The sequence below is a fragment of the Variovorax sp. P4_B10 genome (genome assembly GCF_056402375.1).
Window position 1 is genome coordinate 69,440 of record NZ_JBFUHN010000023.1, and the last position, 12,608, is coordinate 82,047.

A 12,608-nucleotide genomic window follows, 5' to 3' on the forward strand; every position below is an offset into this window, starting at 1 on the left:
ACCATGAGCACGAACACTGCCCCGGCCAGCGACAGCTGGTATGCGAGCGTCGAAAAAACCAGCAAGACCGACGACGAACGCATCAAGGACATCAACGTGCTGCCCCCTCCCGAACACCTGATCCGCTTCTTCCCGATTCGCGGCACGGCCATCGAAACGTTGATCGAAGGCACTCGCCGCAACATCCACAACATCATGGCGGGCAAGGACGACCGGCTGCTGGTGATCATGGGGCCCTGCTCGATCCACGACCCGGCCGCGGCGCTCGAATACGCCCGCCGCCTCAAGGTCGAACGCGAAAAATACGCCGGCACGCTCGAGATCGTGATGCGCGTGTACTTCGAAAAGCCGCGCACCACGGTCGGCTGGAAGGGCCTGATCAACGACCCGTACCTCGACGAGAGCTTCCGCATCGACGAAGGCCTGCGCATTGCGCGCCAGCTGCTGATCGACATCAACCGCATCGGCCTGCCGGCGGGCAGCGAGTTCCTCGACGTGATCTCGCCGCAGTACATCGGCGACCTGATCGCCTGGGGCGCCATCGGCGCGCGCACCACCGAAAGCCAGGTGCACCGCGAACTGGCCTCGGGTCTCTCGGCACCCATCGGCTTCAAAAATGGCACCGACGGCAACATCCGCATCGCCACCGACGCCATCCAGGCCGCGGCTCGCGGCCACCATTTTCTCTCGGTGCACAAGAACGGCCAGGTCGCGATCGTGCAGACCAACGGCAACCGCGACTGCCACGTCATCCTGCGCGGCGGCAAGGCGCCGAATTACGACGCCGCCAGCGTCGAAGCCGCCTGCAAGGACCTCGAAGCCGCCAAGCTGCCGCCCACGCTGATGGTCGACTGCAGCCACGCCAACAGCTCCAAGCAGCACCAGAAGCAGATCGATGTCGCCAAGGACATCGCGGCCCAGGTGGCCGGCGGCTCGAACCGCGTGTTCGGCGTGATGGTCGAAAGCCATCTGCAGGCCGGCGCCCAGAAGTTCACGCCGGGCAAGGACCAGCTCTCGGGCCTCGAGTACGGCAAGAGCATCACCGACGCCTGCATCGGCTGGGACGATTCGGTGCAGGTGCTCGAGACCTTGTCGCAGGCCGTCAAGCAGCGCCGCGGCTAAAGCATCCCGGCCAGCTCGGGCCAGTGGTGCCGCATCGATGCCGCCTCGTCGCTGTCGGGCGGCACCATCGAGAAGTCGGCGAAGTCGAAGCCCGGGCCGACCATGCAGGCGACCAGCGTGTAGTCGCCTGACGCGTGGCCCTGGATCGGCTGGGCGGCCTGCCACTGGCCGGCCGGCACCACGTGCTGGGGGCGCGTGCCGTGCGCGTCGACCGGGCCAAGCCGCACATGGGCTGGCGCGGTGCGCATCGCGGCATCGCAAGTCCAGAGCGCCAGCGGCACGCCTTCCAGATGCACCCACACTTCATCGGACAGCACCCGGTGCCAGCGCGAATGCTGGCCTGCCTCGAGCAGGAAATAGATGCTGGTGAGCGCGCTGCGGGGCGTCCGGCCGTCGGCGGGCGTGACGCTTGCCGCTGAACGGAACACCTCGCTGTACCAGCCGCCCTCGGGATGAGGCTGCAGCTTCAGGCTCTCGATCAGTTCCCGGGCGCGCATGGCGGTCATGATGCCGTTGTGGCGCGCAGTGCCGCAAGCAGCTTGTCGTGCACGCCGCCGAAGCCGCCGTTGCTCATGCAGACGATGTGGTCGCCCGGCTGCGCCGCGGCAACGATCTGCTTCACCAGCGGCTCGATGGCGCCAGCCACCTGTGCACGGTCGCCCATCGGGGCGAGGGCCGCGGCGGCATCCCAGTCGAGCCCGGCCGTGTGGCAGAACGACAGGTCGGCCGACGCCAGGCTCCACGGAAGCTGCGCAGCCATGACGCCCAGCTTCATCGTGTTGCTGCGCGGCTCGAAGGCGGCAAGGATGCGCTCACTTTGCTTGCCGGTGGCATCGAGTTTCTTGCGCAGGCCATCGAGGGTGGTGCGGATCGCCGTGGGGTGGTGGGCGAAATCGTCGTAGACCGTGATCGCGCCGCCGCTGCGCTCGACCGTGCCGCGCAATTCCATGCGGCGGCGCACGTTCCGGAAGCTGCCGAGCGCGCGGGCCGCATCGGCCGGCGCGACGCCGACATGATCGGCCGCTGCAATGGCGGCCAGTGCATTCATCTGGTTGTGGAGGCCCGAGAGTTCCCACTCGACCCGGCCGACCACTTCGCCCTGGCGCAGCACCTCGAAGGCATCGGGCGAACCAAGAGCCTGCCATCCGCTGTTCGGGCCACCCGCACCGAAGCGCGCGAGTTCGCTCCAGCAGCCCTGCGCCAGCACGCGCTGCAGGCTTTCTTCGGCGGCGTTCACCACCAGGCGGCCGGTGCCGGGCACTGTGCGCACGAGATGGTGGAACTGACGCTCGATGGCGGCGAGATCGTCGAAGATGTCCGCGTGGTCGAACTCGAGGTTGTTGAGGACCGCTGTGCGGGGCCGGTAGTGCACGAACTTGCTGCGCTTGTCGAAGAAGGCCGTGTCGTACTCGTCGGCCTCGATGACGAAGGCGGCGCCGTCGCCCAGCCGGGCCGACACGCCGAAGTCCAGCGGTACGCCGCCCACCAGGAAGCCCGGTGCCTTGCCGCCTTGCTCGAGCACCCATGCCAGCATCGACGTGGTGGTCGTCTTGCCATGCGTGCCGGCCACTGCCAGCACGTGACGGCCCAGCAGCACGTGCTCGGCCAGCCATTGCGGACCGCTCGTGTACGGCTTGCCGGCATCCAGGATGGCTTCCATCAGCGGAAACTTGGGCGCGCCGTCGGGCAGCCGCGCCCTCGAAACCACGTTGCCGATCACGAACATGTCAGGCGCGATGGCGAGTTGATCGGCGCCGAAACCCTCGATCAGGTCGATACCGAGCGAACGCAGCTGGTCGCTCATTGGCGGGTACACGCCGGCGTCGCAGCCCGTGACCCGATGGCCTGCTTCGCGCGCCAGAGCGGCCAATCCGCCCATGAACGTGCCGCAGATACCCAGAATATGAATGTGCATCGGGCGATTCTAGGGAGGCGCAATGCGGGGCTTGCCGCGCAGCCCCGGCCTTTGCCCTGGGCTTCATGTTGATTTCGTGTGAGCGACGCCTACTGCGGGCAAAATGCCTCGATGGACACGTCCAAGCGTGAAATCGCCGCCACCGCAGCCCGCCTTGTCGTCGAGGAAGGGCTGGAATACGGCCCCGCCAAGCGCAGGGCCCTGCGCGATCTGGGCCTGTCGGCACGCACTGCGCTGCCGAACAACGACGAGGTCGAGGCCGAGGTGCGCGACTACATCGCGCTCTTCTGTGCCGAGACCCAGCCGCAGGAGTTGCACGCGCTGCGCCTGCTGGCGCTCGAGTGGATGGAGCGCATGGCCGCATTCCGCCCCCATGTGGGCGGCGCTGTGTGGCACGGCACGGCCACACGGCTGTCAGACATTTATATTCAATTGTTCTGCGATGATTCCAAGTCGGCCGAGATTGCCCTGATCGATCATCACGTGGACTACGAGCCGCGCATGGTCACCGGCTTTCATGGCGAGCAGGTGGAAGCCTTGAGCGTGCATGCGCCGAGCCGGGCGCTGGGCGAGGAAATCGGAGTGCACCTGCTGGTCTATGACCTCGACGATCTGCGCGGCGCCCTGAAGCCCGATGCACAGGGCCGTGCGCCGCGCGGCGATCTGCCCGCATTGCGCCGACTGATTGAAAGAGAAAAGGACAAGTGAATGACTTCTTCGCCGACACGACGCGGCATGCTCTATGGCGGCGTGGCGGCGGTGGCCGCCGCTGCCGGGGTGGGTGGCGCCTGGTGGCGGGAGCGCAGCGCCGGCAGCGGTGCGGCGGGCGGCGAGATGCTCGACGCGACTTTCTGGGCCCAGAAATTCGAACGGCCGGAGGGTGGTGAACTCGTTCTGTCGAGCCTGCGCGGCAAGCCGCTGCTGCTCAACTTCTGGGCAACGTGGTGTCCACCCTGTGTCGAAGAAATGCCGATGATCGACGGCTTCTTTCGTGAAAACAGTGCCAACGGCTGGCAAGTGGTCGGGCTGGCCATCGATCAGCCCAGCGCCGTGCGCAAATTCCTCCAGCGCACACCCGTCAGCTATCCCGTTGGATTGGCCGGGCTGCAAGGCACGGAGCTTGTCAAGAATCTGGGCAATACCAGCGGTGGCCTGCCCTTCACGCTGGTCCTGAACGGCAACGGTTCAGTAGCAGCTCGTAAAATGGGCAAGCTCGAAGCGACCGACCTGGGAACTTGGCGGCGTGAACTTGTTCATGGTTAGAATCGGCCGCCCAAGCTGGCGTTAGCCACCGAACGCTGAAAATCGCCGATTTTCAGCCAAGTTATATCCGAATGACCGGCAAAGCCGGCACTGGAGTCCCATGGATCTGCGCAAACTCAAGACACTGATTGATCTGGTGTCCGAATCGAATATTTCCGAACTGGAAATCACCGAAACCGAAGGCAAGGTTCGCATCGTCAAGGGCGGCGGTGCCGCTCCGGTGCAATATGTGCAAACCTTGGCAGCACCGCCCGCTGCTGCAGCGCCGGCCATCGCCGGTGCGCCCGCCGCGCCCGTGGCCAGTGCTCCCGCAGCCGAAGCCGCTCCGGCCGGCCACGCGGTCAAGTCGCCCATGGTGGGCACGTTCTACCGTTCGTCCAGCCCTGGCGCACCGGCTTTCGTCGAAATCGGCAGCAAGGTGAACGAGGGCGACACGGTCTGCATCATCGAAGCGATGAAAATCCTCAACGAAATCGAAGCCGACAAGTCCGGCACGATCACCCAGATCCTCGGCGAAAACGGGCAGGCGGTCGAATACGGCCAGCCGCTGTTCATCATCGAGTGACCATGTTCAAGAAGATCCTGGTTGCAAACCGGGGGGAGATTGCCCTCCGGATTCAGCGCGCCTGCAGCGAGATGGGCATCAAGGCCGTCATGGTCTATTCCGAAGCCGATCGCGACGCCAAGTACGTCAAGCTGGCGCAGGAAGCCGTGTGCATCGGCCCGGCCCCGTCGGGGCAGAGCTATCTCAACATGCCGGCGATCATTTCGGCAGCCGAAGTGACGGACGCCGAGGCCATCCACCCCGGCTACGGCTTCCTGAGCGAGAACGCCAACTTCGCCGAACGCGTGGAGCAGAGCGGCTTCCAGTTCATCGGCCCGACGCCCGACAACATCCGCACGATGGGCGACAAGGTGTCGGCCAAGCAGGCCATGATCAAGGCCGGCGTGCCTTGCGTGCCCGGCTCCGAAGGCGAGCTCTCGGACGACGCCGCCACCAACAAGCGCATTGCCCGTGCGATCGGCTACCCGGTCATCATCAAGGCGGCGGGCGGCGGCGGTGGCCGCGGCATGCGCGTGGTGCACACCGAGGCGGCACTGGTCAATGCGATCCAGATGACCAAGGCGGAAGCCGGCGCGGCCTTCAGCAATCCGGCCGTGTACATGGAGAAGTTTCTCCAGAACCCGCGCCACATCGAAATCCAGATCCTCGCCGACAAGCACAAGAACGCGGTCTACCTGGGCGAGCGCGACTGTTCCATGCAGCGCCGCCACCAGAAGGTGATCGAGGAATCGCCGGCCCCCGGCATTCCGCGCAAGCTGATCGAGAAGATCGGCGAGCGCTGTGCGGCGGCCTGCAAGAAGATCGGCTACCGCGGCGCCGGCACCTTCGAGTTCCTCTACGAGAACGGCGAGTTCTACTTCATCGAGATGAACACGCGCGTGCAGGTGGAGCATCCGGTGACCGAGTTCACCACCGGCATCGACATCGTGAAGACGCAGATCATGGTGGCCGCCGGCGAAAAGCTGCCGTTCACCCAGCGCCAGATCGAGATGCGCGGCCACGCCATCGAGGTGCGCATCAACGCCGAGGACGCCTGGAAGTTCACGCCGTCGCCGGGCCGCATCACGATGTGGCACCCGCCGGGCGGCCCGGGTGTTCGCGTCGATTCGCATGCGTACACCAACTACTTCGTGCCGCCGAACTACGACTCGATGATCGGCAAGATCATCGTGTACGGCGACACGCGCGAGCAGGCCATGGCCCGCATGCGCACGGCGCTCAACGAAACCGTGATCGAAGGCATCCAGACCAACATCCCGCTGCACCGCGAGCTGATGGTCGACGCCAAGTTCATGAGCGGCGGCACCAACATCCACTACTTGGAAGAGTGGCTCGCAGCGCACAAGCGCTAAGCGGACACCTGACGCGCCATGTTCGAACTTCGCCTGATGGCGCCGGAAGACCGGGTCGAAACGCTCAGCGACGCACTCGACGCACTCGATGCGCTGAGCGTCTCGGTCGAGGATGCCGACGCGCAAACCGATGCCGAGCAGGCGCTGTTCGGCGAGCCCGGCATGCCGCCGCCCAAGGACGGCTGGCAGCGTTCGCGCGTGATCGCGCTGTTCGCCGACGAGGCGCTGGCGAACGAGGCCGCATCGGTGCTCGCGCTGCAGGACTTCTTCGAAGGCTGCGCGGTGCTCGGCGTGGCGAACGTGCCCGAGCAGGATTGGGTGCGCCTCACGCAATCGCAGTTCGCGCCGGTCGAGATCACGCCCGAGTTCTGGATCGTGCCGACCTGGCATGAGCCGCCCGAACAGGCCAGGCAGGTGATCCGGCTGGACCCGGGGCTCGCCTTCGGCACCGGCACGCACCCCACCACGCGCATGTGCCTGCGGTGGATCGCGAAGCAGGGCGCCTTCGGCGACCAGCGCGTTCTCGACTACGGCTGCGGCTCCGGCATCCTTGCCATCGGCGCGGCGAAGTTCGGCGCGCTCGACATCGATGCCGTCGACATCGATGAAGCCGCGGTCTCGTCGACCCGGCTCAACGCCGAAGCCAATGGTGTTCGCTTGAATGCAGGCCTGCCGGGCGCAGCCAAGGGCAGCTACGACACCGTGCTCGCCAATATCCTGGCGACGCCGCTGAAGGTGCTTGCACCGCTGCTGCGCAGCCATGTGGCGCCGGGCGGATCGCTGGTGCTGGCCGGCATCCTCGAGCGCCAGGCCGACGAGCTGAAAGAGGCCTACGCACCTTATGCGGCCCTCGAGGTCAGCGACAGCGAGGACGGCTGGATCCTCATGACGGCGCGCTGCTGAGGAGCGCGGCCGGGCTGTCGCATCGCTGCGCGCCGCTCGCGCGACGGGGCCCCAACCCTACAATTGCCCGGTCATGAGCCTCGTCACGCGTTGCCCCGCCTGTGCCACCACCTTCAAGGTGGTGCGCGATCAGCTGCGCATCTCGGATGGCTGGGTGCGCTGCGGCCGATGCAGCCATGTGTTCGATGCCACGCTCGATCTGCACGAGTCCCCCGACGGCGGCGCGCCGGCCAATGCGCCTGTGCCGTCGATGGCGGGTTATTCGCCTGCGTTGGTCGAACCTTCCGTCGAAGAGCGAGCCGACCCGCTGCCGGCGACAGCCGCACCGCCGCAGCAACCCGGGTCGCAGCCTTTGCATGCGCCCGAAGACGCGGATTTCTTCGACGACGAACCCGAGGTGCACGCGACGGCCGAGGTGCCGCACCCACCGGCTCTGGAGGTCGAGCCCGTGGAGGCCGATGTCGCGCCACCGCCGCCTGAGCCCGCACAACCGCCGCCGCCGTCTCCACCGCCACCATCTCAGCCTCCGGCCTTCTCGTTGCCGGCACACGGCATCATCGCGGACGAACCATGGTCCGACCTGGATGTGAGCGAGCCTGCGTGGCGGCCGCCGGCGAGTTCCCTGCCGCCGTTCCCGAACATCGATCTGAATCTCGCGGCCCCGCCGCCAGCGCCGCCTCCACCGGCGCCGCCGCTGCCCGTGCCTCGCATCAAGCCGCACGGGCTGGTCGAGCCGACCCTCGACGATGGTGTCGAGGAGAAGGAAGACAAGGAGAAGGACCACGATCAGGTGCAGATGCAGAAGGCGCTGCGCCGGGCGCGCATCAAGTCGGCCAAGATTGCGAGCGCCCACAAGTCCCGCGAAGCGCGGGCGGCCGCCAAAGCTTCGGCGGCGGCGGCGATGGTCCGCGTGGCAAGCGAGCCGACGGAGAGCAGCTCGTTCCCAGCGATTTTCGCGGAGCGGGAGGAAGACCATCATTTCCCCGACCACGAAGAGGAACACGACGCCAAGGCTCCCAGCGTCTGGCAGCGCAAGGGCGTGCGGCGCTGGCTTGTCGTTCTGGCGGTACTTGCCGTCCTGCTGCTCATCGTGCAGGTCGTTCGCCACGAGCGCGATGGCATCGTCGCGCGCCAGCCGAGCCTGCGTCCCGCGCTGGCGGCGCTGTGCCAATACACCGGCTGCGAGCTCTCGGCTCTGCGCCAGATCGGCGACATCATGATCGAAGGCGCCGCTTTCGCACGCGAGAAGAGCGGTGGCAACGACTACCGGCTCAGCTTCACCCTGCGCAATGGTGCCACCGTGCCGCTCGCGATGCCGGCCGTCGAGCTGTCGCTGCTTGACACGCAGGAGCGTGCGGTGGTGCGGCGTGTCCTGCTGCCGGCGGACTATGGCGCGCCAGCCGTGCTCGCGGCGCGCGCCGATCGCGCGGCTTCATTGCCGCTGATCCTGTCGCCGGCGGAAGCGGCTGCGCTACCGCCCATCGCGGGCTATCGCGTGGAAGCCTTCTATCCCTAGCCGGACGCCTGCACGCACGCGTTCTCCTTCTCATCCAATTTCAACAAACGGTCCACCCATGGCAGCAGTGATTTGCGGTTCCCTCGCGTTCGACACCATCATGACTTTCGAGGGCCGGTTCGCCGATCAGATCCTTCCGGACCAGCTGCACATCCTCAATGTGTCGTTCCTCGTGCCCAGCCTGCGGCGCGACTTCGGCGGCTGCGCCGGCAACATCGCCTACAGCCTCAATGCCCTGGGCGGCACGGCGCTGCCGATGGCCACGCTCGGCAGCGACGGCGCCGGCTACCTGGAACGCATGCGCGCGCTGGGCATCGACACCGAGTTCGTGCGCCAGCTCGACGACACCTTCACCGCGCAGGCGATGATCATGAACGACGTCGACAACAACCAGATCACCGCGTTCCACCCCGGTGCGATGCAGCAGGCGCACATCACGAAGATCGCTGCCCGGGAAGACATTCGTGTCGGCATCATCGCGCCCGACGGCCGCGATGCGATGCTGCAGCACGCGGAGCAGTTCGCTGCCGCCGGCATTCCGTTCGTGTTCGATCCGGGCCAGGGCTTGCCGATGTTCGACGGTGAAGCGCTCAGGCATTTCGTCGATCTCGCGAGCTGGGTCGTCGTCAACGACTACGAAGGAAAGATGCTCTCGCAGCGCACCGGTTGGAGCCTGGCCGAGATCTCGAAGCGCGTGCGCGGCCTGGTGGTCACGCTGGCGGGCGAGGGCTGCGAAGTCTGGATCGACGGCGAACGCGAGCATGTGCCGGGCGTGACGCCCACCGCCGTGGTCGAGCCTACCGGCTGTGGCGATGCCTGGCGCGGCGCGCTGCTGTTCGGTCTGGAGAAGGAATGGCCGCTCGCGCAATGCGCGGCGCTGGGCAACCGCGTCGGTGCGCTCAAGATCGCGCAGCGCGGACCGCAAAACTACCAGGTCGACCGGAAGGCACTGGGCCTGTAAGCAGCCTCTTTCCGGGCGCCCATAAAAAAAGCCCGACACCGCGAGGTGCCGGGCTTTTTGCCGTCAAGGCCGCTGAGAGACTCAGGGCTTGCTGGCCGTCGGAAACGGCCAGGCTGCCTGGGGGTTCAGCGTCGTTTGCGCAGCAGGAGCAGGCGCTACGGCAGCCTTGGCGGGAGCCTTTGCAGCCTTCTTTGCAGCAGGCTTCTTGGCAGCAGCGGCAGGCTTGGCAGCGGGCTTTTTCGCGGCTTTCTTGGCCGCAGCCTTTTTCGCAGGCGCCTTCTTGGCAGCAGCCTTCTTCGCGGGGGCCTTCTTGGCGGCTGCCTTCTTCGCAGGAGCCTTCTTCGCCGCCGCCTTCTTGGCAGGAGCCTTCTTCGCCGGAGCCTTCTTGGCAGCGGCCTTCTTGGCCGGTGCTGCCTTCTTGGCGGCTACCTTCTTCGCAGGCGCCTTCTTGGCGGCTACCTTCTTCGCTGCGACCTTCTTGGCCGGAGCCTTCTTCGCAGCTACCTTCTTGGCGGGAGCCTTCTTAGCGGCCGCGACCTTCTTTGCCGGAGCCTTCTTTGCAGCGGCTTTCTTAGCCGGCGCTTTCTTTGCAGTTGCCATTTCTATTTCTCCTTGATCAAGTTGAAAAAATCAACCTATTGAAGCACTCCACGCACGTTGGTAGCGTGAAGCGATTCATGGCGTTGGAATCTGAGCTCCAGCACCATGAACACCTGAGCCCTCATCCATGCCGCGCTCTTCGGCGCGATCGGTGGCAAGGGCAATTCTTGAATTCATTAATTCTTGTCGGAAAGATTCAATCCCAGGAGAGCGCACCACCCGACTGGTACTCGATCACGCGGGTTTCGAAAAAGTTGCGCTCTTTCTTCAGGTCAATCATTTCGCTCATCCAGGGGAACGGGTTTTCTTCGTTCGGGAAGAGCGTTTCGAGGCCGATCTGCTGTGCACGCCGGTTGGCGATGTACCGCAGATAGCCCTTGAACATGGAGGCGTTCATGCCGAGCACGCCACGCGGCATGGTGTCTTCGGCGTATTTGTACTCGAGTTCGACGGCCTTCATGAAGAGGTCCTTGATCTCGGCCTTGAACTCGGGGGTCCAGAGGCCGGGATTCTCGAGCTTGAGCTGGTTGATCAGGTCGATGCCGAAATTGCAGTGCATCGACTCGTCGCGCAGGATGTACTGGTATTGCTCGGCAGCGCCGGTCATCTTGTTCTGGCGGCCCAGCGCGAGGATTTGCGTGAAGCCGACATAGAAGAAGAGGCCTTCCATCAGGCAGGCGAACACGATCAGCGACTTGAGCAGCGTCTGGTCGGTTTCGTGCGTACCGGTCTTGAAGAGCGGGTCGCTGATGGCGTCGATGAACGGGAGCAGGAACTGGTCCTTCTCGCGGATCGACTGCACTTCGTTGTAGGCGTTGAAGATCTCGCTCTCGTCCAGGCCGAGCGACTCGACGATGTACTGGTACGCGTGCGTGTGGATCGCTTCCTCGAAGGCCTGGCGCAGCAGGAACTGGCGGCATTCGGGGGCCGTGATGTGGCGGTAGGTGCCCAGCACGATGTTGTTGGCGGCCAGCGAGTCGGCGGTCACGAAGAAGCCGAGGTTGCGCTTGACGATGCGGCGCTCGTCTTCGGTCAGGCCGTTCGGGTCTTTCCACAACGCGATGTCGCGCGTCATGTTCACTTCCTGCGGCATCCAGTGGTTGGCGCAGGTGGCGAGGTACTWTTCCCAGGCCCACTTGTACTTGAACGGCACCAGCTGGTTGACGTCGGTCTGGCCGTTGATGATGCGCTTGTCGGAGGCCTTGACGCGTTGCGCCACAACTGGAACCGAAGCGGGAGCGACCTGACGCAGCGGCGCAGCGGCGCCGTCATCGAGTGTGCCGAACGTGCGAAGAGCGGGTTGTGCAATCGACGAAGTCGGAGCATCCACCGAACGGCCTGCGGGCGAGCCGCTGGTCGATGCGTTGTGGTGCTGCAATCCTTGTTGCATATCCTTTGGTAAGGAGGGCTTGACTTCTTCGTCCCAGGTCAACATAGAAAAATCCAATGCTCAAATTATCGGAGTAACGATGTGAGTTGCAAAGTGCTCGTTCACATCGCGCTCCATTTATGTGGTTGTTATGTTGCTCGCATGCATCGCGCGATGTCAGTCAATGCCTTCATTGTCTGAACGACGCGCGACTTTCGCATGCACCTCACTGGCTCACTGACGCGAGCATCGACACGTTACTGGCACGCTTCGCAGGTCGGATCGTCCACACCGCAGAACGCGATGTCGGTGGCAGGCATTGCGCTCATCTGTGCCTTCGCTGCAGCAGCGGCGGCTTCGAGTGCGCTCATGCCCGAGGGGGCATCGTTGCCCGACGACACCGCGTTGAGACGGCCCGATTGCACCGTCGACTTCTCGGCGTGCGTCGCGCTTTGCGTGCGCAGGTAGTAGGTGGTCTTCAGGCCGCGCAGCCATGCGAGCTTGTAGGTGTCGTCGAGCTTCTTGCCCGATGCGCCGGCCATGTAGATGTTGAGCGACTGCGCCTGGTCGATCCACTTCTGGCGACGCGCAGCGGCTTCCACCAGCCAGGTGGTTTCGACTTCGAATGCGGTGGCGTAGAGCGCCTTCACGTCCTGCGGCACGCGGTCGATCGGACGCAGCGAACCGTCGAAGTGCTTCAGGTCCATCACCATCACGTCGTCCCACAGGCCCAGGCGCTTCAGGTCGCGCACCAGGTAGTGGTTGATCACGGTGAACTCGCCCGACAGGTTCGACTTGACCGAGAGGTTGCCGAAGCAGGGCTCGATGGAAGCGTCGACGCCGATGATGTTCGAGATCGTCGCGGTCGGTGCGATGGCCACGCAGTTGGAATTGCGCATGCCGTCGGCCTTGATCTTCTGGCGGAGGGCCTCCCAGTCGAGGGTGGCCGAGCGGTCGACCTCGACGTAGCCGCCACGGGCCTTCTCGAGCAGGTCGAGCGTGTCGATCGGCAGGATGCCCTTGTCCCACAGCGAGCCCTTGT

General features: G+C 65.2%; 12 protein-coding genes and 1 pseudogene. 8 read left to right on the top strand and 5 right to left on the bottom strand.

Translation table 11 applies throughout. The features are described from left to right. Nucleotides 1-3: 3 nt before the first annotated feature. A complete protein-coding gene (locus tag AC1DXX_RS13295) occupies nucleotides 4-1,122 on the top strand; it encodes a 3-deoxy-7-phosphoheptulonate synthase (RefSeq protein ID WP_478134675.1) in 1,119 nt (372 codons plus the stop codon). Here AC1DXX_RS13295 and AC1DXX_RS13300 read toward each other — a convergent pair. Both AC1DXX_RS13300 and mpl read right to left on the bottom strand, forming a co-directional pair. After that, on the bottom strand, nucleotides 1,119-1,628 hold the full coding sequence (locus AC1DXX_RS13300; protein ID WP_478134676.1) for a cupin domain-containing protein: 510 nt from the start codon (nucleotides 1,626-1,628) through the stop codon (nucleotides 1,119-1,121). The two genes, AC1DXX_RS13295 and AC1DXX_RS13300, sit on opposite strands and share 4 nt — an antisense overlap. Next, on the bottom strand, nucleotides 1,625-3,037 hold the full coding sequence (mpl, locus tag AC1DXX_RS13305; protein WP_478134677.1) for a UDP-N-acetylmuramate:L-alanyl-gamma-D-glutamyl-meso-diaminopimelate ligase: 1,413 nt from the start codon (nucleotides 3,035-3,037) through the stop codon (nucleotides 1,625-1,627). The genes AC1DXX_RS13300 and mpl overlap by 4 nt, the downstream gene beginning before the upstream one ends. A 111-nt stretch (nucleotides 3,038-3,148) precedes the next feature. Between mpl and AC1DXX_RS13310 the strand changes: the two genes are divergently transcribed. The 7 genes from AC1DXX_RS13310 (at nucleotide 3,149) to AC1DXX_RS13340 (ending at nucleotide 9,597) form a co-directional block, all read left to right on the top strand. Then, on the top strand, nucleotides 3,149-3,745 hold the full coding sequence (locus AC1DXX_RS13310; protein ID WP_478134678.1) for a hypothetical protein: 597 nt from the start codon (nucleotides 3,149-3,151) through the stop codon (nucleotides 3,743-3,745). Then, a complete protein-coding gene (locus AC1DXX_RS13315) occupies nucleotides 3,746-4,300 on the top strand; it encodes a TlpA family protein disulfide reductase (RefSeq protein WP_478134679.1) in 555 nt (184 codons plus the stop codon). A gap of 100 nt (nucleotides 4,301-4,400) precedes the next feature. After that, a complete protein-coding gene (accB, locus tag AC1DXX_RS13320; RefSeq protein WP_478134680.1) occupies nucleotides 4,401-4,865 on the top strand; it encodes an acetyl-CoA carboxylase biotin carboxyl carrier protein in 465 nt (154 codons plus the stop codon). 2 nt (nucleotides 4,866-4,867) lie between these two features. After that, on the top strand, nucleotides 4,868-6,217 hold the full coding sequence (gene accC, locus AC1DXX_RS13325) for an acetyl-CoA carboxylase biotin carboxylase subunit (protein WP_478134681.1): 1,350 nt from the start codon (nucleotides 4,868-4,870) through the stop codon (nucleotides 6,215-6,217). An 18-nt stretch (nucleotides 6,218-6,235) separates the two neighbouring features. After that, nucleotides 6,236-7,120: a 50S ribosomal protein L11 methyltransferase gene (gene prmA / locus AC1DXX_RS13330; RefSeq protein ID WP_478134682.1), complete on the top strand. Its 885-nt coding sequence runs from the start codon at nucleotides 6,236-6,238 to the stop codon at nucleotides 7,118-7,120. Nucleotides 7,121-7,193: 73 nt separating this feature from the next. Next, nucleotides 7,194-8,636, top strand: a complete 1,443-nt coding sequence (locus AC1DXX_RS13335) for a zinc-ribbon and DUF3426 domain-containing protein (protein WP_478134683.1) — start codon at nucleotides 7,194-7,196, stop codon at nucleotides 8,634-8,636. 58 nt (nucleotides 8,637-8,694) lie between these two features. Next, nucleotides 8,695-9,597, top strand: a complete 903-nt coding sequence (locus tag AC1DXX_RS13340) for a carbohydrate kinase family protein (protein ID WP_478134684.1) — start codon at nucleotides 8,695-8,697, stop codon at nucleotides 9,595-9,597. A gap of 81 nt (nucleotides 9,598-9,678) precedes the next feature. On the opposite strand, the gene AC1DXX_RS13345 is transcribed toward AC1DXX_RS13340, so the two are convergent. The 3 genes and pseudogenes from AC1DXX_RS13345 to AC1DXX_RS13355 all read right to left on the bottom strand — a co-directional run. Further along, nucleotides 9,679-10,197 (bottom strand): histone H1-like DNA-binding protein, encoded by a 519-nt coding sequence (locus AC1DXX_RS13345; RefSeq protein ID WP_478134685.1) that lies wholly within the window; start codon nucleotides 10,195-10,197, stop codon nucleotides 9,679-9,681. A 196-nt stretch (nucleotides 10,198-10,393) separates the two neighbouring features. After that, nucleotides 10,394-11,632 carry a ribonucleotide-diphosphate reductase subunit beta gene (locus tag AC1DXX_RS13350; RefSeq protein ID WP_478134686.1) on the bottom strand — a complete coding sequence of 413 codons (1,239 nt, stop codon included), beginning with the start codon at nucleotides 11,630-11,632 and terminating at the stop codon, nucleotides 10,394-10,396. A 191-nt stretch (nucleotides 11,633-11,823) separates the two neighbouring features. Next, nucleotides 11,824-12,608, bottom strand: a pseudogene (locus tag AC1DXX_RS13355) (ribonucleoside-diphosphate reductase subunit alpha); the annotation flags it as partial.